Source organism: Microvirga lotononidis (assembly GCF_034627025.1).
GTDB lineage: Bacteria > Pseudomonadota > Alphaproteobacteria > Rhizobiales > Beijerinckiaceae > Microvirga > Microvirga lotononidis.
The window spans coordinates 423,326-446,956 of the sequence record NZ_CP141048.1; the positions used below are offsets into that span (position 1 = coordinate 423,326).

At 63.4% G+C, this 23,631-nt stretch carries 20 protein-coding genes and 1 other RNA gene; 10 read left to right on the top strand and 11 right to left on the bottom strand.

The genetic code is table 11. The features are described from left to right. Positions 1 to 18: 18 nt before the first annotated feature. Positions 19 to 588, bottom strand: coding sequence for a hypoxanthine phosphoribosyltransferase (gene hpt / locus U0023_RS01865; RefSeq protein ID WP_009764053.1), 570 nt, complete (start codon positions 586 to 588; stop codon positions 19 to 21). 603 nt (positions 589 to 1,191) lie between these two features. Between hpt and U0023_RS01870 the strand changes: the two genes are divergently transcribed. After that, on the top strand, positions 1,192 to 2,364 hold the full coding sequence (locus U0023_RS01870) for a tyrosine-type recombinase/integrase (protein ID WP_009764052.1): 1,173 nt from the start codon (positions 1,192 to 1,194) through the stop codon (positions 2,362 to 2,364). A gap of 62 nt (positions 2,365 to 2,426) precedes the next feature. Here U0023_RS01870 and thyA (U0023_RS01875) read toward each other — a convergent pair whose 3' ends face one another. Further along, positions 2,427 to 3,221 (bottom strand): thymidylate synthase, encoded by a 795-nt coding sequence (gene thyA, locus U0023_RS01875; RefSeq protein WP_009764051.1) that lies wholly within the window; start codon positions 3,219 to 3,221, stop codon positions 2,427 to 2,429. A 437-nt stretch (positions 3,222 to 3,658) separates the two neighbouring features. Next, positions 3,659 to 4,162 carry a thymidylate synthase gene (thyA, locus tag U0023_RS01880; RefSeq protein WP_009764050.1) on the bottom strand — a complete coding sequence of 168 codons (504 nt, stop codon included), beginning with the start codon at positions 4,160 to 4,162 and terminating at the stop codon, positions 3,659 to 3,661. 155 nt (positions 4,163 to 4,317) lie between these two features. Here thyA (U0023_RS01880) and ssrA point away from each other — a divergent pair. Continuing rightward, positions 4,318 to 4,674: a transfer-messenger RNA gene (ssrA, locus tag U0023_RS01885) on the top strand. 23 nt (positions 4,675 to 4,697) lie between these two features. Beyond that, positions 4,698 to 5,312 (top strand): SspB family protein, encoded by a 615-nt coding sequence (locus U0023_RS01890; protein ID WP_009764049.1) that lies wholly within the window; start codon positions 4,698 to 4,700, stop codon positions 5,310 to 5,312. 12 nt (positions 5,313 to 5,324) lie between these two features. On the opposite strand, the gene U0023_RS01895 is transcribed toward U0023_RS01890, so the two are convergent. After that, complete coding sequence (locus U0023_RS01895; protein WP_009764048.1) at positions 5,325 to 6,740, bottom strand: cytochrome P450; 1,416 nt, start codon at positions 6,738 to 6,740, stop codon at positions 5,325 to 5,327. An 88-nt stretch (positions 6,741 to 6,828) separates the two neighbouring features. Between U0023_RS01895 and fumC the strand changes: the two genes are divergently transcribed. From fumC to U0023_RS01910, 3 genes are read left to right on the top strand one after another with little or no spacing between them, the layout of a single operon-like run. Continuing rightward, positions 6,829 to 8,223 carry a class II fumarate hydratase gene (fumC, locus tag U0023_RS01900; protein ID WP_009764047.1) on the top strand — a complete coding sequence of 465 codons (1,395 nt, stop codon included), beginning with the start codon at positions 6,829 to 6,831 and terminating at the stop codon, positions 8,221 to 8,223. Between the two features lie 15 nt (positions 8,224 to 8,238). After that, positions 8,239 to 8,427, top strand: a complete 189-nt coding sequence (locus tag U0023_RS01905) for a DUF4169 family protein (protein WP_009764046.1) — start codon at positions 8,239 to 8,241, stop codon at positions 8,425 to 8,427. Further along, positions 8,428 to 8,679 (top strand): ribbon-helix-helix domain-containing protein, encoded by a 252-nt coding sequence (locus U0023_RS01910; RefSeq protein WP_009764045.1) that lies wholly within the window; start codon positions 8,428 to 8,430, stop codon positions 8,677 to 8,679. A 355-nt stretch (positions 8,680 to 9,034) separates the two neighbouring features. Here the strand turns inward: U0023_RS01910 and U0023_RS01915 are convergent, their stop codons facing one another. Both U0023_RS01915 and U0023_RS01920 read right to left on the bottom strand, forming a co-directional pair. Then, entirely contained in the window at positions 9,035 to 12,598 is a 3,564-nt protein-coding gene (locus U0023_RS01915; RefSeq protein ID WP_009764044.1) for an AsmA family protein, read from the bottom strand. Between the two features lie 83 nt (positions 12,599 to 12,681). Next, positions 12,682 to 14,097 carry an FAD-binding oxidoreductase gene (locus tag U0023_RS01920; protein ID WP_009764043.1) on the bottom strand — a complete coding sequence of 472 codons (1,416 nt, stop codon included), beginning with the start codon at positions 14,095 to 14,097 and terminating at the stop codon, positions 12,682 to 12,684. A gap of 183 nt (positions 14,098 to 14,280) precedes the next feature. Here U0023_RS01920 and U0023_RS01925 point away from each other — a divergent pair, with 183 nt between their 5' ends. Next, positions 14,281 to 14,823, top strand: coding sequence for a thioesterase family protein (locus U0023_RS01925; RefSeq protein ID WP_009764042.1), 543 nt, complete (start codon positions 14,281 to 14,283; stop codon positions 14,821 to 14,823). Here U0023_RS01925 and U0023_RS01930 read toward each other — a convergent pair. Further along, positions 14,820 to 15,101 (bottom strand): hypothetical protein, encoded by a 282-nt coding sequence (locus tag U0023_RS01930; protein WP_009764041.1) that lies wholly within the window; start codon positions 15,099 to 15,101, stop codon positions 14,820 to 14,822. The two genes, U0023_RS01925 and U0023_RS01930, sit on opposite strands and share 4 nt — an antisense overlap. A gap of 148 nt (positions 15,102 to 15,249) precedes the next feature. Between U0023_RS01930 and U0023_RS01935 the strand changes: the two genes are divergently transcribed. Then, a complete protein-coding gene (locus U0023_RS01935) occupies positions 15,250 to 17,625 on the top strand; it encodes an ATP-dependent helicase (RefSeq protein ID WP_009764040.1) in 2,376 nt (791 codons plus the stop codon). A gap of 126 nt (positions 17,626 to 17,751) precedes the next feature. Here the strand turns inward: U0023_RS01935 and U0023_RS01940 are convergent, their stop codons facing one another. Beyond that, complete coding sequence (locus U0023_RS01940) at positions 17,752 to 18,633, bottom strand: manganese catalase family protein (protein ID WP_009764039.1); 882 nt, start codon at positions 18,631 to 18,633, stop codon at positions 17,752 to 17,754. Positions 18,634 to 18,835: 202 nt separating this feature from the next. On the opposite strand from U0023_RS01940, the gene U0023_RS01945 reads away from it, so the two are divergent. Then, a complete protein-coding gene (locus tag U0023_RS01945) occupies positions 18,836 to 20,110 on the top strand; it encodes an SAM-dependent methyltransferase (RefSeq protein WP_009764038.1) in 1,275 nt (424 codons plus the stop codon). 5 nt (positions 20,111 to 20,115) lie between these two features. Here the strand turns inward: U0023_RS01945 and U0023_RS01950 are convergent, their stop codons facing one another. Both U0023_RS01950 and U0023_RS01955 read right to left on the bottom strand, forming a co-directional pair. Next, positions 20,116 to 21,255, bottom strand: a complete 1,140-nt coding sequence (locus U0023_RS01950) for a Gfo/Idh/MocA family protein (protein ID WP_009764037.1) — start codon at positions 21,253 to 21,255, stop codon at positions 20,116 to 20,118. Next, positions 21,252 to 22,127: an SDR family NAD(P)-dependent oxidoreductase gene (locus tag U0023_RS01955; protein ID WP_009764036.1), complete on the bottom strand. Its 876-nt coding sequence runs from the start codon at positions 22,125 to 22,127 to the stop codon at positions 21,252 to 21,254. The genes U0023_RS01950 and U0023_RS01955 overlap by 4 nt, the downstream gene beginning before the upstream one ends. A gap of 152 nt (positions 22,128 to 22,279) precedes the next feature. Between U0023_RS01955 and U0023_RS01960 the strand changes: the two genes are divergently transcribed. Further along, the gene (locus tag U0023_RS01960) at positions 22,280 to 23,200 is read left to right on the top strand and encodes a 50S ribosomal protein L11 methyltransferase (RefSeq protein ID WP_009764035.1); all 921 of its coding nucleotides are present in this window, start codon (positions 22,280 to 22,282) and stop codon (positions 23,198 to 23,200) included. A gap of 141 nt (positions 23,201 to 23,341) precedes the next feature. Here the strand turns inward: U0023_RS01960 and U0023_RS01965 are convergent, their stop codons facing one another. Beyond that, a complete protein-coding gene (locus U0023_RS01965; protein ID WP_009764033.1) occupies positions 23,342 to 23,566 on the bottom strand; it encodes a hypothetical protein in 225 nt (74 codons plus the stop codon). Positions 23,567 to 23,631 lie beyond the last annotated feature (65 nt).

Consider the following 23,631-nt stretch of genomic DNA (forward strand, 5'->3'; position numbering starts at 1 on the left):
TGGGAATGGAACTGTGCCTTACTCAGGCTTGTCGAACAGGTCCGGGCTGTTGTCGAGGTGATCGACCACGCCGACGAAGGGCAGCTGGCGATAGGAATGGGCCACGTCCATGCCGTAGCCGACCACGAACACGTCCGGGCAGGTGAAGCCCACGTAATCCGGGTTGATCTGCACGGCGCGCTTGCCGGGCTTCTCCAGGAGCACCGCGGTCTTCACGCTCTTGGCGCCGCGGGCCATCAGCAGGTCCTTGGCGAAGGTCACCGTCCGGCCCGACTCGAGAATGTCGTCCACGAGCAGCACGTCGCGGCCGCGCACGTCGCTCTCCACGTCCCGCAGGATCGTCACGTTGCCGGTGGAGACGGTGCCGTCGAGATAGCTCGACAGGTGCACGAACTCGACCTGGGGGCTGAGCCCACTCCGGTGCAGGGCCCGGATCAGGTCCGCGGCGAACATGAAGCTGCCCTTGAGCACCGCGACGACGAGCAGGTTCTGCGGCTTGTCCGCCGCGATCTCCTTGGCCAGCGCCTCGTTGCGCTTGGCGATGGTGCCTTCGTCGAAAAGAACCCGGATACGGGGGGCAGTGCTCATCGTCATCAATCCAGCAAAGAATACAAAAGCCCTTGGGCTTGCCTCTTCACGACCATGCTTGGGCGAGGATGTCAAACGGACTTGGTGACTTTTGCGGCTAAGAGAGCCTTCAGTGCCATTCCCGGCCGGAGCGCAGCGGAGGGGAAGGGAATACATAGCACTGCGCCTGATCGCGGATCCCCTTCCCGGCCTGCGGCCGCCGGGGATGACACGACGCGCCGCTCCTGCGGCAATGTCGATTGAGTGATGAATACCCGGTCGGAGGAATCCCTGCCCCCGAAAATGCCCCGGTTACCCCAGTTACCCTCTTAGACGTTAACCGATCTATGAAGTAACATCTTGTTCCGTAAGCGTTATAATTGCGTGTCCGTAGCCAAATTGATCTTTTATCTTCTTACGGGCACTAAACTTCTCACAGATATTTCACTCCCGATAAATAACGCTTATCGGGAGCGTATGTCGAAATCCGGGTTTCAGGCGCTGCGGCGGCCACAACTCTCTTACCTTGGAGATGAGTCTTGCCGCGACGTGATGGATGGTCATGCACTCGCAGGTCGAGATTACACCGTGCTTTCCTGCTGATGTCTGAGTAAGGAGATCACCATGAGCCGATTTGCCCACACCTACGGAGAGGACAAGCATCTAGGACGCGAGAATGAACTCGATGCGCTCGCTGGTATCATTCCCATTGACCGGCGTGAAACCCTTGCCGCCCTGTTGACCGATCAGGATGTCGCCACTCTCAGACACCTCGCCGAAAAGGGCATGGGCCGGAACACCCTCCGCGCCTTAGCCTCCGATTTAGGGTATCTCGAAGCTTGGGCGCTCGCGGCAACCGGCGAACGTTTGCCCTGGCCCGCTCCGGAAGGCTTGGCACTGAGGTTCCTGGCGCATCATTTATGGGATCCAGTCAAACGCGAGACAGAGCTGTCCCATGGCATGCCAGAGGCCGTTGCTGAGCGCCTCAAGGCAGAAGGTTTCCTGCGAGCCGATGGCCCACATGCTCCCGGAACCATCCGCCGCCGCCTTGCAAGCTGGACTACTCTGCATCGTTGGCGCGGTTTTGATCCTACTTTTGCAACACCAGCCTTCAAGACTGCACTCCGGCTATCCGTGCGGGCAAGCGCAAGGCCGCCTCAGCGCAAAAGCCAGCAGGCAGTCACTCGCCAGGTGCTTCATCAGTTGCTCTCGACCTGCGTGTTGAACCGGCTCATGGACCGGCGCGACTGTGCGCTTCTCCTCACGGCCATCGCTTCCGGTGGTCGCCGGCGCTCCGAGATAGCCTCACTCCGAATCGACCAGATCGAGACGCTCCCGCCTGTCGCAGCAAGACCTCGGGAAATAGATTCGCCTAAACTTCCCTGTCTGGCTATCTATCTTGGTCGGACAAAACGGGGCAACGCAGACGATGGAGTGCGGGTTCTCCTGATTGGCCGCCCAGCCGAGGCTCTGACCATCTGGCTTAACCGGGCCAAGATCATTGATGGGGCGGTGTTTCGGTCCATAGATCGACAGGGTCGTCTTGGGAAACGTGCGATTAGCGGCGACACCGTGAACGATATTGTGAAGCGCCGTTGCAAGATGGCTGGGCTCGACCCCACTCAATTCAGCGCACACGGGCTGCGTTCAGGGTATATGACTCAAGCTGCCCGCGATGGAGTATCGCTACCCGAAGCAATGCAGCAATCGCAGCATCGCTCGGTGCAGCAAGCTGCCCGCTACTACAATGACGTGGAGCAGCAACTAGGAAGGGCCGCACGTCTCTACTGGCGCTGACAACCTGTACATTGAATAAGTAACCGATAGAACCGAAAGCGTTCTATCGGTTACTATAATGATTAGACAGCTACCTCACCTTTGATGTGTGGGTGGGACTGATAGCCCTCAATTTCAAAGTCTTCATAGTTATAGTCAAAAATTGAAGGCGGCCGACGCTTTATACGGAGCCTTGGCATTGGATAGGGTTCACGCGTCACTTGAAGCCTGACCTGCTCAAGATGGTTTCTGTAGATATGCACATCGCCGCCCGTCCAGACAAACTCACCTGGCTCCAGATCACACTGCTGCGCAAGCATACTCAACAATAAAGCGTAGCTAGCTATGTTAAATGGGAGGCCTAGGAAGACGTCACAGGAGCGCTGATAGAGCTGCAAATGTAATTTGCCATCGAAAACTGCTGTTTGCACAAGGCAATGGCAAGGAACCAGTGCCATAGAGGGAAGATCAGCAACGTTCCAAGCGCTTACAATTTGCCGCCGAGAACTAGGACGGATCCTAATCTCATCAATTAAATTCTGGATCTGATCAATTTGACGGCCGTCGGGCGCGTCCCAAGAACGCCATTGTTTGCCGTAAATCGGTCCTAGATCCCCGTTCTCGTCTGCCCACTCGTCCCAAATAGTTACTTTGTTCTCATTAAGGTAGCGAACGTTAGTCTCGCCACGGAGAAACCAGAGAAGTTCGTAGATGATTGAGCGGATATGCAACTTCTTGGTTGTAACGAGTGGAAAGCCATCAGACAGGTTGAAGCGCATCTGGTATCCAAACACCCCGACGGTGCCGACTCCGGTCCGATCCTCGCGTTCGCTTCCTGTCGCTAGGATGTGTTTTATCAAGTCATGATACTGCTGCATGGCAGTTTGGCCCATGTGTGGTTTGAACAACCAGTTGGTCTGGCAGAAGTTAAAATTTCCTGTGGTCTGAATAGAGTTATTTGGCTCATACTGCCAAGCCTCATCCCCGGAAAGGTAGGGGACATTTCTGCTTCACGATCACGAGAAGCGAATGGTGAGCGCTCTACAAGTGAGGGAGCCACAACCAACCTCTGAAAAGCCAGACTAACAATGTTTTTGTAATTTAATTTCGACTGCGCTGGGAGAATGCTTGAATGCACACTTAAGGAGGCAACTCCTGAGGAGCGGATAAACGAAGCCCTAGCTCACCACCCTAGATGCTGGTTGCATTCGAGTCTGCAGTTAGGGCCCCAGCCCTGCGTCTCGACCACCCATGAAACAACGATGGGAAACATCAAGAGGGCCAACCTCGTCCGTAGCGCTACTAACAGCGGACCTCAGTGTAAACGTACGTGCGCTTGGTGTTGCTCGTGTGTAACACCTGTCGAGGTCAGAAAAGTGTGGCAGGGCGCGAGCGCCATCTTGTCGAGATCGGCCGGGTTCCAGGCGGACACGATCAGGCGGCGGCTGTCGGGATTGCGGCGGATCTCGTCGAGCACCCAGCGGATCTGGTCCACGGTGCCGCCGTCGGGCTTTTGCCAGGAACGCCACTGCTTGCCGTAGACAGGGCCGAGATCGCCGTTCTCGTCGGCCCACTCGTCCCAGATCGAAACCCCATTTTCCTTGAGATAGCGGATATTGGTATCGCCCTTCAGGAACCACAGAAGCTCGTGCACGATGGAGCGCAGGTGCAGCTTCTTCGTGGTGACGAGCGGAAAGCCCTGGCTGAGATCGAAGCGCATCTGGTGGCCGAAGACGGAGATCGTCCCGGTCCCCGTCCGGTCGTCCTTGCGGACGCCCTCATCCATGATGCGGCGGATCAGATCGAGATAAGCTTGCATGCGGTGCTCCTGACCTCATCATAGGGCAGACGCCCTGTTGAGCCGAGTCATGGCTTCTCCATTCCTGTGAATCGGTTAACCGCGAAAAAGTGACAATGAAACAGGGCGATAAGCCGGGTGCCGGGCCATTTTTCATGGGAATCCCGCCAGCTCCTGCCCTTCCAAAATCCATCCGCGCCACCTATATTGGCCATGTCGGTCGCGAGATCGACTATGGCGATAAACGGCTATCGAAATAAACCCATCGGACCCGGGGGCGGTACCCGGCGCCTCCACCAAAACCCAGGCTCCGCTTGGGTTTCGGCGGGGGCGAAATAGGATCGACGAGGGCGTAAAGGGTGGACTTTCGCTCGGCATGGTTCCGCCGTTATCGGGCCGAATCTATAGTTGCCAACGACAACTATGCTCCGGTTGCAGTGGCTGCGTAAGCGGTCCCTAAAGCCGAATCAAAGCCCTTGCGGGTAGCACCGTAAGGCGGGGTCCGGAGGCACCTGGCAACAGAAGCCTCCACTTTTGTTTCTGCAAGGGCTCGCTTATGGCCGGTGGTAAAGACCTGATCCGATACGATCTTCTGGTGCAGGACGCGCTCAAGGGCGTCGTGCGCAAGGTGTTGATCGATTCCAAGGACGGGCTGCCGGGCGAGCACCATTTCTACATCTCCTTCCAGACGGATTTTCCCGGCGTTCGCCTGTCGAACCGCCTACGCGAAAAGTACCCTCAGGAGATGACCATCGTTCTCCAGCACCAGTTCTGGGACCTCAACGTCACTGAGCACACCTTCGAGGTCGGGCTGTCCTTCTCAGGCATTCCCGAGCGGCTGCTCATCCCCTTCGATGCGCTGACCGGCTTCTTCGATCCCTCCGTCCAGTTCGGGCTCAAGTTCGACAGCCAGGACGAGGATGAGGAGGAAGAGGCCGACGAGGCTCCTGCCGCACCCCAGCCGATCCGCGGCAATGCCTCGGAGCCGGTGGAGCTGAAGCAGCCCCGCAAGACCCAGCCTGCCCCGGACAGGAAGCCTGCGCCCGAGAAGGCTCCGGCGGCCACGGCGGAGACCGAAGTGCCGGCGGAGGACGACAAGGCCGATGCGGCCGAGGGCGGTGCAGGCAGCGCCGAAGTCGTCAGCCTCGACGCGTTCCGCAAGAAGAACTGATCCCGTTCCCCTTCAGGTCGCTGCCGACGCCTCTTTCGAGGAGCGTTGAGTCAGGCGCATGGGCAGACCGCCCTGCGGCCGCAGGGTGATCCGCTGCACGGGCGTGACGCTGTGCCCTTCCACGAGGTCGAGCCGCACGGAGCGGGCGATGGTCGCAAGGACGATTACGGCCTCCTGCAGGGAGAAGCTCGCCCCGATGCAGACCCGCGGACCGGCTCCGAACGGCAGATAGGCGAAGCGGTCGATCCGGCCGCGGTTCTCGGGCAGGAAGCGTTCCGGCCGGAAGGCATCCGGCTCGTCCCACAACCTGCGGTGCCGGTGGAGCAGGTAAGGCACGATCGCCACCATCGAGCCCGCCGGGATCTCCAGCTCTCCGATCCGGTCGTCCTCGATGGCCGCCCGGCTCATGTAGGGTGCCGGCGGATAGAGCCGGATCGCCTCGTCGATGACCGCGCGGGTATAGACGAGCTTGTCCAGATGATGCGGCTCGAACGCCCCCTCGCCCAACACTTCGTCCACCTCCCGCTCCACGAGGGCGCGGGCCCGCTCGTCCTGGGACAGCAGGTAGAGCGACCAAGAGAGAGCGTTGGCCGTGGTCTCGTGCCCGGCGCCGATGAAAGTGACGATGTTGGTCCTCACATCGATCTCGCTCAGGCCCTTGCCGGTCTCGGGGTCGGCGGCCTCCAGAAGCAGGGTCAGCAGGTCGCGGGGTGCCGGTTGGCCACGATCGAGCAGTTCTTTCCGGGCAGCGATCAATTCATTGACCGTCTCCTCGAAGAACCGGATCGCTGGCCTCGCACGCAGGCGACCGATCCTGGGCACCCAATCGGGGAACCCGAAGATATCGAGCGGGTCGACCCGCCCGATGCTGTTGAAGTAGCGGGTAATGGCGCGTCCGAGGGCATCGGGGTCCTTGGGCACCCCTTGCGTGAAGATCGTGCGCTCCAGCACGTCGAGGGTCACCCGGGTCATGTCCAGCGAGGCATCGACCACCCGGCCCGTCGGACGGCGCTGCCAGCGCCTCACGAGACGCTCCGCCGCCTCGACCATGGCCGGGAAGAAGCTCGCCACATGGCGCGGGGTGAAGAGCGGCGCGATGGTGCGGCGCTGAAGCCGCCATTCCTCGCCCTCGGCGGTGACGAGCCCCCGCCCCAGGCCGGGCGCCAGGATCCGGAGCTGGAGATCGTCTTTCCGGTAGTTGGCGGCGTTGTCCACCAGGATATGGCGGATGGCGGCGGGATCGCTCACCACGGTCATGCGGCCGAGCGCCCCGTCCCCGGTGATGATCGGCTCCTCGAAATGGGCCTCCATCCAGGTGCTCAGAGGGTTCTCGCGCACGGCCCGCAGGAACGCCAGAGTGCCCAGCGGCTCGGTGCGGGGCTTCGGATGCGGCGGGCGGAACGAGGGGGCGTCCAGGGTGTCGCTCATGCGATTTTACAAGGCCTCCATGCGCGTTCGCAGTTGCGAGCGCCACCATTTGAGATAAGAACACGCAACTCCATCGAAAGAGGTCAGGATGTCGCCCTCAACCCGCATCGAAACAGATACCTTCGGACCCATCGACGTTCCCGCCGACAAGCTCTGGGGCGCGCAGACGCAGCGCTCGCTTCAGAACTTCCGCATCGGGACGGATCGGATGCCGCTTCCGCTCGTTCATGCGCTGGCCATCGTGAAGCAGGCCGCTGCTCTCGTGAACAAGGATCTGGGCAAGCTGGAGCCGCGCCTCGCTGATGCGATCGCGAGCGCCGCCGCCGACGTGGTGCAGGGCAAGTATGACGACGAATTCCCGCTCGTGGTCTATCAGACCGGCTCGGGCACGCAGTCCAACATGAACATGAACGAGGTTCTCTCGAACCTCGCCATCGAGCGCCTCGGCGGCGAGCGCGGCAGCAAGAAGCCGGTTCACCCGAACGACCACGTGAACATGGGCCAGTCGTCGAACGACTCGTTCCCCACCGCCATGCACATCGCGGTCGCCCGCGAGATCCATGACCGGCTGGTCCCCGCCCTCAAGCACCTGCACAAGGCGCTGAACGACAAGGCGGAGGCCTACAAGGACATCGTGAAGATCGGCCGCACGCACCTGCAGGATGCGACGCCCGTCACTCTCGGCCAGGAATTCTCCGGCTATGCCGCCCAGGTGCAGCTCGGCATCGCCCGGATCGAGCAGACGCTTCCCGGCATCTATGCCCTCGCCCAGGGCGGCACCGCCGTCGGCACGGGCCTCAACGCCCATCCGGAATTCGCGGATCGCTTCGCCTCGAAGGTCGTGGAACTGACCGCTCTGCCCTTCACCTCGGCGAACAACAAGTTCGAGGCCCTCGCGTCCAACGACGCCCTCGTCTACACGCACGGCGCGCTGGCGAGCCTGGCGGCCGGCCTGTTCAAGATCGCCAACGACATCCGCCTCATGGGCTCCGGCCCGCGCTCGGGCATCGGCGAGATTTCGCTGCCTGAGAACGAGCCCGGCTCGTCCATCATGCCCGGCAAGGTCAACCCGACCCAGGCCGAGGCCATGACGATGCTGTGCTGCCAGGTGGCCGGCAACCAGACCACCGTGACCTTCGCGGGCAGCCAGGGCCATTTCGAGCTGAACGTGTTCAAGCCCGTGATCGTCAATGCGGTGCTGCAATCGATCCGCCTCATCGCCGACGGCGCGATCAGCTTCACCGACAATTGCGTCGTCGGCATCGAGCCGAACCGCGAACGCCTCAACGAGTTGATGCAGCGTTCCCTGATGCTCGTGACGGCGCTTGCCCCGTCCATCGGCTACGACAAGGCAGCCGCCATCGCCAAATCGGCGCACAAGAACGGCACGACCCTGAAGGAAGAGGCCCTCAAGGCCGGCGTCGCGGAAGATCACTTCCACGCTGTCGTCCGCCCCGAGACGATGCTTCAGCCGGGCGAATAAGCTATAATAGGCGCCATGGCTGAGATCATCAATCTGCGCCAGGCGCGCAAGAAGAAGGCGCGGACCGAGAAAGAGGTCCGCGCCACCGAAAACCGCATTGCGTTCGGCCGCACCAAGGCCGAGAAGAACCTGAGCCGGGCCGAGCAGGATCTGGCGCAAAGCCGCCTCGACCAGCACAAGCGCGACGACAACGAGAAGCCTTGAATGGGCTTCGCCATCGTCAAGCGCTCCGTCTCCATCGCCGGGCACCGGACGAGCATTTCCCTCGAGGAGCCCTTTTGGGCCTCGCTGCGGGAAATCGCCGAGCGGGACAGGATGTCCGTCCAGGCCCTGATCGGACGCATCGACGCCGACCGCGGCGACCAGAACCTCTCCTCCGCAATCCGGGTCTTCGTCCTCACCGATCTGCGCCAGCGGCTGGGCACGCCTCCACCGAATGGCGCGGCGCAGGATTAGACTCTGGCCTGCACGAATATTCATGACGTGGAAGCGTGCACTGTCATCCCGGGGCCGCGGAGCGGGACCCGGGACCCATAAACACGACAATTCAAGGAAGAGTGGGTGGCGTCACGCGTCATTCTGCAACGTCAGTGGATATTGGGGCCGCACTTTTACAACGCCGCTCTCAATGTCATGGCCGGCCTTGTGCCGGCCATCTCGATACTGTGAAGCGCCGAGCCCTTCGGATCGGGATCACCGGCACAAGGCCGGTGATGACGTGGGCGGCGAAAAAGACCCGGCAGTGTCATTCCCGGCCGAAGCGCAGTGGAGGGAAAGGGAATCCACGATCAAGTGCTACGCAATGGGTCCCTTACCGAACCGGCGGAGACCCATAGACCGAGGGCGGCGGGCCGATCTGGACGGGCGGGTTCAGGGGTGGTGCGGAGGTCGGCGACGGGGTCGGCTCCTCCGGCTGGTTCTGCTGCTCGGATTGCAATCTTTCCGCATCCCGGCGGGCGCGTTCGGCTTCCGCCTTGGCCCGCGCCTGACGCAGAGCCTCCTCTTCGGCCGCCTTGGCCCTCTGCCTCTCGGCCTCCCGCTGCGCGTCGAGCTGGCGCTGGCGTTCGGCGGCGGCCCGCTCGAACGCTTCGATCTTTTCCAGTTCGCGCTTGAGCACGATGGCGGCGAGGCCGTTGCGGAACGGACCCGCATCGATCTGGCGAACGGGTGCGGACAGGGAGCCCTGCCAGTTGAGGCCGACCGAGGGTGGCGCACCGACCCATTCGGGCGGCGAGGACTTGGCCACGAGGGCTCCGCGCGCGTCGAGCTGCAGGTTCTTCAGGTCGTAGGTGACGGCGCCCTGCCAGCTGGCGGACCCGCTTTCGGCCGTGAAGGGTGAGAGGCGTAGCAGGCCGCCGACAAGCGCCGCCGAGGTCTTGAGGGGCGCGGCATTGAACGGCCCCCGTCCGAGCTCGATCCCGAAGATTGCTTCGGCCTTGCCCTCGGCCAAGGGATCGTTCTCGGCCAGGGTCCGCTTGAACGCCCGGTCGAACACGGAAGGGTCAGCCGCGGAAAGACGGAGATTCGTGATCTGCCAATCGCCCGCGCCGCCGAGATTGGCCACGAGTTCGGACAGGCTCGTGCCCGCGGTCCCGAACCTCAATGGACCGGACAGGACCGCCTCGAAGGGCGAGGCTCCGGTGAGCGCCCACAGGGGCACTTTTTCCAGGGCGCCGTCTCCGACGATGGTTGCCGTTCCCTCCTGCCGGGTGATGGTGGCCGAGCCCGTGATCCGGCCGACCCCGATGGCGGCATCGAGGTTGCGGATGGAGATTCCGTCCGCCTGGGCACCGACCACGAAGGACGCACGGCTGGCCTGGAGACCGCGCCCGAGTTCGAGCGTTCCGACCCGGAAGTTAACCTGTCCGCCGGTGACGAGGCGCCCGCTCTGACCGAAGCGGGCCGTGGACCAGATGGCCGTGGCATTGGCATCGCCCGGAACGTTGAGCGACAGGGCCGCCACGAGCCATGGCAGGGACAGCCGCCCCAGGGACACGTCGCCGCTGATGTCCGACCGGGACGCCATCACGAGGCGCGCCTGCACGTTGTCGTTTGACACCTTTCCGTTGACGTCGAGGAGGGTCGCACCGCGCTCCCGGCCGAGAGACACGCGTCCCGTCACGGGAACCGGAGGGGCTACGCCTGCGCCGTCGCCCAAGAGGAGCAGGAAAGGGGTGATGTCGGGCGTCGAAACCTCGACCTCGCCGCTGTCCACCACATCGTCCGCTTCGCTCAGGGCGAAGGGGCGGGTGGTCGCCACCCTGGCACCGGCGATGTCGCCGGCGAGTGTGACGTTGAACAGGCCGGACCCGACGCGGACCCCGCGCAGATCGACCCGGGACGGTCGGTTGAGCCCGGCCATGTTCGCACGGTTGACCCAGCGTCCCGTGTTGTCGGCGGACAGCGCGATGGTGAGGCTCTGAGTCCGCCCATCGACGGATTCGACCTGCCCCTCGAACGGGCCGCCGGCCACACGTCCCTTCGCGGTCGTGCGAAGGCGCAGCTCGGTCGAGCCCGAGGGCGGCACGACACGCTCCGACGTGACATCGAGATCGAGCGCGCCCTCGCGCACGAAGGTGGGGACGAGCTTGGAGATCCCGCCGATCCAGACGCTTCCCATCAGGTCCACCAGGGGACTGGCGCGCTGAGCCGTGACCTTGCCGGTGATCTGCCCCGAGCCGTCCGGCGCGATGCGGCCCCGCACCCGGGCGTTGGCTCCCGCAAGATCGACGATATCGAGGGTCTCGACGAGGAGCGCCGGTCCGTCGGACAGGATCCTGGCCGAGATCCGGCCCGTGGGTGGGCTCTTCCCGGCGCTTACCCCGCGCGCATCGAGGATGAAGCCGATATCGAGGTTCTCGGTGGCCTGGAAGACGCTGGATACCTGCGGCAGGTCGTCGAGGTTCAGGCTCTGGATCGCAACCTGGGCCTCCAGCTTGCCGCGCTCGTTGGCCTCGGGTGCGGTGTAGCGGGCATTCCCCGTCAGGGTCGACTCGCCCGTCTTCAGCCGCAGGCGGTTGAAGGAGAGCACCGGGTTCGAGAATGCGATTTCCGACGATGCCTCCAGCGGACGCCCGTCGAGAGCCCTGAGCAGAGGCGACTTGATCCCGATGCGGTCGAGGTAGCGGGCCAGACGGTCGGATGCGTTGGAGGCCAGCGCCACCTTGCCGTTGATGCCGCCCTGGGTCGTCAGGCCGAGTTCCCCCTCGAGCGCGACCCGGGTCTCGCCCGGCGCGTTGAACTCGATCCGGTCGAGGACTGCCCGGCCCGTGCTGAGCGACAGGCGCAGGGCGGCATTCGACAGATCCTCCTGACCGAGGCCGATGCTGTCGATCCTGAGGTCGAGATCGATCGGCACGCGGATCAGCGGAAGCGACCATTGCGCAAGCCGGCTCTTGAAGTCCTGACCGTTGCTGGACAGGATGAAACTGTCCGCGTCGAGCCGGCGGCCTTCGAGCTTCAGGGAGATGCGCGGGTCGTTGAGCCCGATCCTGCCTTCCCCGGTCATGCGCAGGCTCGCCCCGCCCTCCCCGGCCTCCAGGCTCACCGGGCCGAGCTCGACGGCGCCCGGCACCGTCTTGAACTCGGTCTCGACCACGATGGGAATCGGGATGCCGGCCGCCGCGATCTGCGCCGGTGGGCCGAACAGGACCTTGGCCTTGCCCGAAACCTGGGGTGTGGCGGCCTCCCCGGTTCCCTCGGCAAGCCCGAGCCGGGCGTCGAGATCGAAGCGGGGATAGATGTCGCCCCCGCCCGACAGCTTGACCTGAACGCTCTTGTCCTCGGCGATCTCTCCCGTGACCAGACGGAAGGGAACGCCCGAAGTCGTGCCCTCGACCCGCCAGGGGCCGATCAGCTTCTGGCCTTCGATGGAGACGTTCTCGGCGAAAGCCTGGTTCGTGCGCCCCGTGCTCGCGCTCTGGGTCGTGACGAGGAGTTGGGCGACGCTGAGATTCTCGATGGCCCACTCGCGGGCCCGGCCGCTGCCCGACACCAGGTCCGGCGGCAGTCGCCACTCGCCGTCGCCCGCGACCGGAATGCGGATATCGGCCCGGGCCACACGCGCTTCCGTGAAGCGCACATCACCCTTCAGCAGCGGCGTCAGGGCCACCTCGGCGCGGACGCCGTCGGCCGTCAGGACAGGCGAATCCGGCGTCTTGCCGCCGAGCCGCAGGCGTCCAAGGACGACCTTCGGCGAAGGCAGGAGGCGAATGCCGATATCACCCTCGGTCCGTGCCTCCGTGCCGGAGGCGCGCGAGATCATCCCGTCGATCGTGTCACGGTGCGCCTCCCAGTCGACGAAGGGAGGCGCCGCCACGGCGATCGCCAGGATCAGGATCACGATGGAGGCGATGATCGTCAGGATATCGCGCAAGAGGCGGCCTTCTCTCCGTTACAGTGACACGTCCTTATCTCATGACGCCGGGAACCGGGAGCTCTGATCCATGTGTTCCACTGTCAAAGCGCAACGATCTTGCCCGGGTTCATGATGTTGAGGGGATCGATGGCCTGTTTCAAGACGCGCATGAGGTCGAGGGCGGCCGGCCCATGCTCCACTTCCAGGTACTTCATTTTCTTCTGGCCCACCCCGTGCTCGCCCGTGCAGGTTCCCTCCATGGCGACCGCCCGGCGCACCAGCCGGTCGACGAAGGCCTCGCAGGCCTCAACTTCTGCCGGATCGTCCGCGTTCACGAGCGGCTGGACGTGGAAATTGCCGTCGCCCACATGGCCGACGATGGGCGCCACGAGACCGCTCTCCAGGATGTCCTGCTTGGTCGCGTCCACGCATTCGGCCAAGCGGGAGATCGGCACGCACACGTCGGTCGCCACCGACTGGGCGCCCGGCCGCAGGCCCTTGGCTGCCCAATAGGCATCATGCCGGGCCTGCCAGAGGCGCGAGCGCTCCTCGGGCTTCGTCGCCCACTCGAAGGGCCCGCCGCCGAACTCGGTCGCGATCTCGCCGAAGCGCTCCGCCTGCTCCTGCACGCCGCCCGCGGAACCATGGAATTCCAGCAGCAGCAAGGGGCTCTCCGGTAAGGTGAGCTTCGAGTGGAGGTTGACCGCCCGCACCTGGACCTCGTCGAGCAGCTCGATGCGCGCCACCGGGATGCCGGTCTGGATCGTCATGATCACCGCGTCGCAGGCGGCCTTCACGGAGGGGAAGGGGCAGATTCCGGCCGAGATCGCCTCCGGGATGCCGTGGAGCTTCAAAGTGATCTCCGTGACGATGCCGAGGGTTCCCTCCGAGCCGATCATAAGCCGGGTCAGGTCGTAACCCGCCGAGCTCTTCTTGGCCCGGCTCGCGGTCTTCACGATCTCGCCGTTGGGCAGCACCACGGTCAGCGCCAGGACCACGTCCTTCATGGTTCCGTAGCGAACCGCGTTGGTGCCGGAGGCCCTGGTCGCGACCATGCCGCCGATGGAGGCGTCCGCACCCGGATCGATGGGGAAGAACAGGCCCTTGTCGCGCAGATATTCGTTCAGCTCCTTGCGGGTCACCCCCGCCTCGACCACGCAATCCAGATCCTCGTCGTGGACGGCGATGATGCGCTTCATCAGGCTGAGATCGATGGACACCCCGCCATACGGAGCATTGATATGCCCTTCCAGCGATGTGCCAGTCCCATAGGGAATGACCGGAACCCCATGAGCGGCACAGAGTTTGACGATCTCAGCCACCTCTTCGGTCGTCCGGGGATAGACCACGATATCCGGCGGCTGGTTCTTCACCCAGGTCAGGGTATGCCCATGCTGCTCGCGCACGGCAGCCGAGGTCGCGACCCGGTCGCCGAAAAGCTGCGAGAGCTCGCTCGTCATTGCGGCAATGGAGGCATCCGTCGCTTTCAGGCGGGCATTCGCTTGGGGGGCATTCATGGAGGCTTCAGATCCGATTGTGATGCTTGTTCCACCCATAGCTACCAGAACCGTTGCAAAGGCAACACTCTGCATGAGAAAGATGCCGCCCCCCTGCTGCACAAGCGAAACGAACGTGCTAACATTTATTCCTTTCCGAGGAAGGGATATTCATGTGAACGGCACCGGGGGACAAGCCTGACCATGGAGAAGCGGACACCCGTCTTTTTCTTCGCACCCTTCGTGTCCTCCACGATGCGGGTCGAGCCCGCATGGATCGACTATAACGGCCACATGAACATGGCCTATTACCATGTGCTGTTCGATCGGGCCGTGGAGGAAGGCTTCAGCCTCGTCGGCCTGGGTCACGACTACATGGAGAAGCGCAAGGCCTCCTTCTTCGCGGCCGAGGTTCACACCACCTACAAGCGCGAACTGAAGCTGCACGACCGGGTGCGGATCACGCTCCAGCTTGTCGATTTCGACGAGAAGCGGATCCACTACTACCTGGAAATCCGCCATGCCAACGAGGGATGGGTGGCGGCCTCCATGGAAGGCCTGTCGCTCCATGTGGACATGGAAACACGAAAGGTCTGCCCCTTCCCGGACGATATCCTGGCCAATCTCGCCGTCATGAAGACGACGCATTCCCGGCTGTCGCAGCCTCAAGCCCTGGGCCACATCATCGCAATACCGCACAAATCCGAGTTTCAGGACGCGCTATCGGCTTCCGGCACACGCCATTAGCAAATTCGCCCAGGGCCGCATCCGTTGCGGGGCATCGGGGCGATGTACCGGGGAGCGAAAAGGCGGTCCCGGTCGATGTTCTGCCGGATCTGGTTGCTTTTGCTCTGAACGTCCTGTTCGACACCAAGGATCTGCTGATCCTGCTGAATCCGACGATTGATCTGATCTCTGCTCCGCTCTGCAGGGCTCGTGCGCGGCAGGCGCGTCTGCGCCTCGGCCGGCACGATCGACGGCAGGAGAAGGCTTGAGACGATGGCGACAGCCACCATGAAACGCATGGAACATTCCTCTTCTGGCCTACGATACCCATATGGCCATGAGCGTCTTTTTCGACAATGAGGCCGAAGCCTGGAAGTTCGCACCTGCGGCAGGATCGACAGGACTTCAGGCTCGACGTCGTTCGCCTTTTGATCCATGGTCCCGTCGATGAATCACTCCGATAACCGCCCCGACCCACAGGACAGCCTCGCCCATGAACCGGCGTCCGGCTCCTTGAGCGCCCGCGCCCGTGCAGCCGTCGCGCCGCAATCGCCCTACCTGAACGGCCTGAACCCGGAGCAGCGCGCCGCCGTCGAGGCCACGGAGGGCCCCGTTCTGGTGCTGGCGGGCGCCGGTACCGGCAAGACCCGCGTGCTGACGACCCGGATCGCGCACCTGATCGCCACCGGCAAGGCCTATCCTTCCCAAATCCTTGCCGTGACCTTCACCAACAAGGCGGCGCGGGAGATGCGAGAGCGGATCACCGCCGTGATCGGTCCGGTGGCCGAGGGCATGCAATGGCTCGGCACCTTCCATTCCATCGGCACCAAGATCCTGCGCCGTCATGCGGAGCTCGTCGGCCTGCGCTCCGACTTCACCATCCTCGGCACGGACGACCAGTTGCGCCTGATGAAGCAGGTGATCGAAGCCGAGGGGATCGACGAGAAGCGGTGGCCCGCGCGCCAGCTCGCTGGCCACATCGACGGATGGAAGAACCGGGGCCTTGGGCCCGATCAGGTCCCGGCCGGTGAAGCCGGCGCCTTCGCGAACGGCAAGGGCGGACGGCTCTACCGCGCCTACCAGGAGCGGCTGAAGGTCCTCAACGCCGTCGATTTCGGCGACCTCCTGCTCGAGTGCCTGCGCCTGTGGCGAGAGCATCCGGATATCCTGGGGCAGTACCAGAACCGGTTCCGTTACATGCTGGTGGACGAGTACCAGGACACCAACGTCGCCCAATATCTCTGGCTGAGGCTGCTCGCCCAGGCGCGCAAGAACCTGTGCTGCGTCGGCGACGATGATCAGTCGATCTATGGATGGCGCGGCGCGGAGGTCGACAACATCCTGCGCTTCGAGCACGACTTCCCCGGCGCGACCGTGATCCGACTGGAGCGCAATTACCGCTCGACCGGCCACATCCTCTCCGCCGCCTCCGGCCTCATTGCCAAGAACCAGGGCCGTCTCGGGAAGACCCTGCGCACGGAGGACGAGCCGGGCGAGAAGGTGACGATCACCGGTGCCTGGGATTCCGAGGACGAAGCCCGCCTGATCGGCGAGGAGATCGAGGCCTTCCACGCCAAGAAGCATCCGCTCTCCGAGATCGCCATCCTGGTGCGAATCTCCGCCCAGATGCGCGAGATCGAAGATCGGCTGGTAACACTCGGCGTCCCCTATCGTGTCATCGGCGGGCCGCGCTTCTACGAGCGCGCGGAAATCCGCGATGCCTTGGCTTATCTTCGCGTCGTCAACCAGCCGGCGGACGATCTCGCCTTCGAGCGCATCGTGAACACGCCGAAGCGCGGCCTGGGCGATGCCACGATCCAGGTGCTGCACAACCACGCCCGCGCCGCCCGTGTCCCTCTGATGGAGGCCGCGCGCTTCATCGTCGAGACCGATGAGCTGAAGCCGAAGCCCCGCGCCACGCTGCGCGATCTCCTGATCTCATTCGGACGCTGGTCGAAGCTCTCCGAGACCATGACGCAGTCGGAAGTCGCCCAGACCGTGCTGGAGGAGTCCGGCTATACCGACATGTGGCAGAAGGACAAATCGGCCGATGCCGCGGGACGGCTGGAGAACCTCAAGGAACTGGTGCGCTCCATGGAGGAGTTCCCCGATCTGCAGAGCTTCCTCGAGCACGTGTCCCTGGTGATGGAAGCCAACGAGAGCGACACGACCGAGCGCGTGAGCCTCATGACGCTTCACGCGGCCAAGGGCCTGGAGTTCGACACGGTCTTCCTGCCCGGCTGGGAAGAAGGCCTGTTCCCGAACCAGCGCGCCCTCGACGAGAGCGGCCGCGCCGGCCTCGAGGAAGAGCGTCGCCTCGCCCATGTGGGCCTGACACGCGCGCGACGTCGGGCCAAGATCTACTTCGCGTCGAACCGGCGCATTCATGGCCTGTGGAACTCGACCGTCCCGAGCCGCTTCGTCGACGACCTGCCCGAGACCAATGTCGAGATCGTCGAGGCTCCTGCGAACTTCTCCTATGGCGGCTACGGCGGCGGCTCCCGCTTCGACCGCATGCAGCCTTTCAGCGGTTCCTCCTATCAGACGCCCGGCTGGCAACGCGCGCAGGCGCATCGCAGCTCGAGCGACGACGGAGGCTATTCCGCTCGCCGTTCGGGCGACAGGCGCGGGCCGATGCTGATCGAAGGCGAGCTGGTGGCCAAGTCCACCGGAGGCTCGGGCTTTGCCGTGGGCGGACGCGTCCTGCACACCAAGTTCGGCCCCGGAACCATCGAAGCCGTGGACGGCAACAAGCTCACTGTCGAGTTCGACAAGGCGGGACGCAAGATGGTGCTCGACAGTTTTGTCGAGGCTTTGGGCTGACGCCTTAGAGACGTCACCAACGGCCTTGGGCCGGTGATCCCGGTGCGAAGATCAAAGTGCTCTTCCAACGAGATGGCCGGGACAAGCCCGGCCATGACGTGAGAGTGCGTTGGAGCGTTCCAGCGATTACTCCGCGGCCGCCGGCGGCACCGGTGCAGGCGGCGTGCCGTAGGCGCGCGGATCGATCGGGTTGAGCTGCCCTTCGTCTTCCGTGTAGGCCGGCGGCCGGTCGACATAGGTGAAAGTGCCCTTCCCGTCCGGCGCGGGGCCTTGCGCCCAACGGCCCTGCTGGCTCTCCACGCCTTCCGAGTGGTTGAGGAACTGGTAGGCGACCTCGGTCTTCTCCAGGTCCTGCGGGAAGTTCGACGGCACCGGGGTTGTTTCGAGACCGTCCTCCTCCAGCTCCTTGATCGCCGCGAGCCACTGGTTCTGATGCATGGTGTCACGGGCGAGCATGAACGAGAGCATGTCGCGCACGCCCGTATCGTTGGTCATGTTGTAGAGACGGGCGACCTGCAGGCGGCCCTGGCTCTCGGCCGTGACGTTGAAGCGGAAATCGGCGAGCAGGTTGCCGCTGGCGATGGTATAGGCCGCGTTCCAGGGATTGCCGACGCTGTCGGACGGGCGGGAGCCGAGGCCGGCAACGATGTAGTGCTGAGGGTTCATGCCGGCCACAATGGCATCCTCGACACGGGCACCGCCCATGACGGCGCCGACCACGGAATTCTTGGCCATCTCTTCCTGCTGCTCGATCGGCGAGGTTTCGAGCAGGCGCGCGATCATGGTGGCGAGCATTTCGACATGACCGATTTCCTCGGTGCCGATGTCCATGATCATGTCCTTATACTTCTGCGGACCGCGGCAGTTCCAGCCTTGGAACAGGTAGGTCATCATCACGCTGATCTCACCCCATTGGCCGCCGAGGGGCTCCTGAAGCATCTTGGCAAAAAGCGGATCGGGTTTTTCTGGCTTGGCATGATAGGCCATCTGCTTCTGACGGAAGAACATCGGCTGCTCCTGTTCGATGGATCGGTGACTGAGGCTCGGCCCCACGAGCGTCAGGCTTCCAACAAGAGCGATTCCCGGTTGTTCCAGAATTTTGGTGTCTTTCCTGTACTTTAGACTCATTCTGATTTGGCCGTTTAGCCTCTAGTCACCCGCGCGCAACTGTGGAACCATCCGGTCCGACGAACGATCACCAGAGGTGCCGATGTTCCCGTTGTCCCATATGCTGAAATCCTTCATTCGCACCGGCACCCTGAAAGTGGTCGACGCGGAGGGCGGCGTGCATGTCTTCGGCGGCGCAAAGCCGGGCCCGAACGTCACCATGCGGCTGACGGACCGCTCGCTCTATCACAAGCTCTTCCTCAATCCGGAACTGCATGCGGGCGAAGCCTATATGGATGGGCGCATGAGCTTCGAGGACGGATCGACCCTGCGGGATTTCCTCAATCTCTTCTCGATGAATCGCTCGACCCTTGCGAACTACCCGCTCCAGAACGTGCTGAAGCGCGTCTCGCGCACTGTGAAGCGCTTCCAGCAGGCGAACCCCGTCGGCAAGGCGCAGCAGAACGTGGCGCATCATTACGACCTTGGAAACGACTTCTACAGGCTCTTCCTCGACAAGGGCATGCAGTATTCATGCGCCTACTTCATCAACGACGACGACACGCTGGAGGAGGCACAGCAGAACAAGCTTCGGCTTATCGCCTCTAAGCTTCAGCTCAAGCCGGGCCTGAAGATCCTCGACATCGGCAGCGGCTGGGGCGATCTCGCCCTCTATCTCGCCGCAATGGCGGACGTGGACGTGACCGGCGTCACGCTCTCGAAGGAGCAGTACGAACTTTCCAACGAGAAGGCGCGGCGCGCAGGCCTCTCGGACCGCGTGCGTTTCGAGCTTCTCGATTATCGCAAGGTGGAGAAGAAGTTCGACCGCATCGTGTCCGTCGGCATGTTCGAGCACGTGGGCGTGCATCATTACGGCGAGTTCTTCAAGAAGATCAACGCGCTGCTCGACGATGACGGTTTGATGGTCCTGCACTCGATCGGCAAGATGAGCCCACCCGGCACCGCGAGCCCCTGGCTGCGCAAGTACATCTTCCCCGGCGCCTATTCCCCTGCCCTCTCGGAGGTATTTCCCGTCGTCGAGCAGAACCAGCTGTGGGTGACGGATCTCGAGTTCCTGCGCCTGCACTATGCCAAGACGCTCAACCATTGGCATCGGCGGTTCGAGGCTAACCGCGAGAAGATCGCCGCGATGTACGACGAACGCTTCTGCCGGATGTTCGAGTTCTATCTCATCAGCGCCGAGACCATGTTCACGACCGGCAGCCAGCTCGTCTTCCATATGCAGCTCGCTCGCAAACGGGATGCGGCACCCATCGTGCGCGATTACATCACAGACACCCAACGTCTGTACATTGCCGAGGAAGCCGAGAAGCTGGCCGTGCTCGCACCTGCGGAGAAAGTTCTGCAGACCAGCTGAGTTCGCTATCGCAACGGGACGTTCGTCGTCTTCAGGATGACGGGCTTTCCCTCACGGGCGGCCTGGTACACGGCTTGGAGGATGCGGATGTCGCGCAGACCCTCCTCGCCGGGAGTTTTGGGTTCGCGGCCTTCCATCACGGCTTTCGACAGATGGTCCATTTCGGCCGCGAACTGATTGTCCTCCGGGATCTGTACCCGGCGCTCCTCCTTCGCGGTCTTCACCACCATCTCATGCCGCTCGTATTCGGTCGCAGGATCGAGAATGAGGGAGGCCTTCGAGCCGAAGACCTGGATGCGCTTGACCGGCGACGTGGAGTAGGACGATGTCAGATTCGCCAGCGCGCCCGACGGAAAGCGGAGCTGGAACGCGACCAGATCCTCGATCTCCTTGAAACGAGGATCGCTCCTGTCGCTGCTGATGCGCCCTGAGACCTCCACCGGTTCCTCGCCGGTGATGTAGCGGGCTGCCTGCAGCGAGTAGATGCCGATGTCATAGAGCGATCCTCCGCCCGCGAGTGCCCTCACCATGCGCCATTGGTCGGCAGGCACCTTGGGATCGAGGATGCGCCCGTGATCGCTGGTGACGAGACGGATCTTGCCGAGGTCCCCCTCCCGCGCCATGCGGATCGCTTCCATGTTGGAGGGCTCGTATTGCGCCCGGTATGCAATCATGAGCTTGCGGTCGGCCTCGCGGCCGGCGCGGATCATGGTCTCGCATTCCTCCACCGTCACGGCCATGGGCTTCTCGCACAGCACGTGCTTGCCGGCCTTGAAGGCCCGCACCGCGAATTCCGCGTGAAGCGCATTCGGCAGGATGATGTAGACGATGTCGATCTCGCCGTTGTCGGCGATGCGATCGAAGGTCTGGTAATCGTAGATGTTCGTCTGCGCGATCCCGTAGCGCTCCGCCACCTGAAGCGCCTTGTCCCGATGGCCCGAAACCAGCGCGACGAGCTTCGACGATCGGCTGCGGGCAAAAGACGGGATGATCTGGTTCAAGGCGAACTGTCCGAGCCCCACGACGGCGTAGCCCATCCGCCTGCCCGGCGTTTCCGGCATGGGCCTTTCCATCTCGGGCATGGGGCGGCCCGCGGGCCGGTCGCCCGGCGACGAAATCGTGCCCGTGTCGACATGCATCGTCATGTCAGGGTCTCGTAGTCCTTGTTCTTCAGGCCGTCGTGGGAATGGCGTGTCGGCAGCTTGCCCTGCGGCTGCTTCTTGAAGTTCGATGCGGCCTTAGTGCCCACCGGACCCTTCGAGATCGTGATGCCGCCGTCCACCATGTAGAGCGCACCCGTGACGAAGCTCGCCTCATCGGAGGCCAGGAAGCAGAACACGTTTGCGACCTCTTCGGGCGTGCCTCGCCGGCCCATGGGCGTGGCCTGCGTGATCATCGTGGTGAGTTCCGCATCCATCGGGCCCGTCGATTTATGCGTCCACGCGGTGTCGATGGGACCGGGGCATACGCAATTGGCGCGGACGCCATAAGGAACCTGCTCCGCGGCGACGCCCCGGATGAAGGAATGGATGAAGGCCTTCGTGCCGCCATAGGGCGTGTTCTTCGGATGGCCGAGGATGCCGGCCTCCGATCCGGTGGCGATGATGTTGCCGTGCGTCTCCTGGAGATGCGGCAAGGCGAACCGGGTCATCAGGAAGACGGAGCGCACATTCGAGCGGAAGGTTTCGTCGAATTTGTCGATGGGATAATCCTGCGTCTCGGCAACGGCCAGAAAGACGCCCGCGTTGTTGACGAGGACGTCGATACGGCCATAGGCGCTCACGCAGGCTTCGATCGCCGCCTGTGCATGGCGTTCTTCGGCGATGTCGCCGAGGTAGATTTCCGCGAAACCGCCGGCCCCGTTGATCGTTCGGGCCACGTCCTCCACCGGGTCGTCCGGCAGGCCGACGAGGAGAAGACGCGCGCCTTCCTGGGCGAACTTGAGCGCAATGGCTTCGCCGATGCCGGTGCCGGCACCCGTCACGATGGCAACCTTGTCGAAAAGACGTCCGGACATGGGGATCTCCTGGAAGAGCAATCGCAGCCGCCGGTCTTGGATCGCGGCCGACATCAGGTGAGGGCACAACGGGAGGCATCCCTGGGGGTTCCAGGCAAAGCCCAATCTCACGGACAGGTGACCTCGGGCACGAGGGATGCTAAGGCGACGGCATGCTTGAAGGTCTGCACCCCAATCGCCCCACTCACCTGTTCCGCATCACCACGGACGAGCGCTCCGCGCGCGCCATGACCGACATGATCGGCGAGATCTTCGATCCGGCCGAGACAGCGGTCGCATCCTTCGAGACGGAGGATGGCGGCCCCTGGATGCTGGAGGCCTATTTCGCCCACCAGCCCGACGAGGCGGCGATCCGCAACCTCCTGCGCCCCATCGTCGGGGCGGAGGCGGACAAGGGCGTCTTCCTGCCGCTCGAGCAGAAGGATTGGGTGAAAGCTTCGCTGGAAGGACTGAAGCCCGTCCGTGCGGGGCGGATCTTCGTCCACGGCTCGCACGACCGAGACGAACGTCGTCCGAGCGACATCGCCATCGAGATCGAGGCGGGCCTTGCTTTCGGCACGGGCCATCACGGCACGACGAAGGGCTGCCTGCTCGCATTCGTGGATGAATTGAAGACGCGCACCCCTCGCCATGTGCTCGATGTCGGCACCGGCACGGGCATTCTGGCCTTTGCGGCCGCGAAGATCCTGAAGCGGCCCGTCGTGGCGGGCGATATCGACCCGGAAGCCGTGCGTGTGGCTCGCGAGAATGCGCGATTGAACGGGATCGGGGCTTTTATGAAGCTCTATGTCGGGCCCGGCATCCGCCATGGGGAAGCGGACCGGGCAGGTCATTTCGACCTGGTCTTCGCCAACATCCTGGCGAAGCCTCTCCGGATGCTGGCACCATCGCTGGCGCGCGTGGCAAGCCGGGACGGAACGATCATCCTGTCAGGCCTGCTGGCCCGGGACGTTCCCGGAGTGTTGTCGACCTACGCCCATCAGGGCTGGTACCTGCAGCGCCGCTACGATCTCGACGGATGGGCCGCGCTGGTCCTGAAGCGGGGCAGCGCACGTCCGCAGCCCCGCAGATAGTCGGTCTTACTCGGCCAGGAGGCCCGGATAGCGCTTGGCGAGTTCGCGGCGCAGCTCGATGCTTTCGGCCCAGACGTCGCGGATGGCCTTCATGGCGGTGATGATGATCATGGTATTGTCTCGCTTCTCAAAAGGTGTTGGTCAGATCTTGGCGGGCAGCAGGTCGGCCTTATCGAGGAACTCTGCCGAGTGGTCCTGACGGCGGCTCAGGTCGCTGATGAAAGCCTCGTGGCGGCGCAGTTCCCGGGCGGCGCTTCGGACGCGGCTCTCGACGAGCACGCTCATGAAGCGGTTGACCAGTTGCGAAAGCCTGGAAGGAACTTTCTCGCGACCGACGAGGGCGGAAGATAAAACGGCTGTGATCATGGGCTCATCTCCAACAGATTGGTGCTGAGACCCTTCAGCGTTCCTCTGTTATCGTTGGCAGGAAG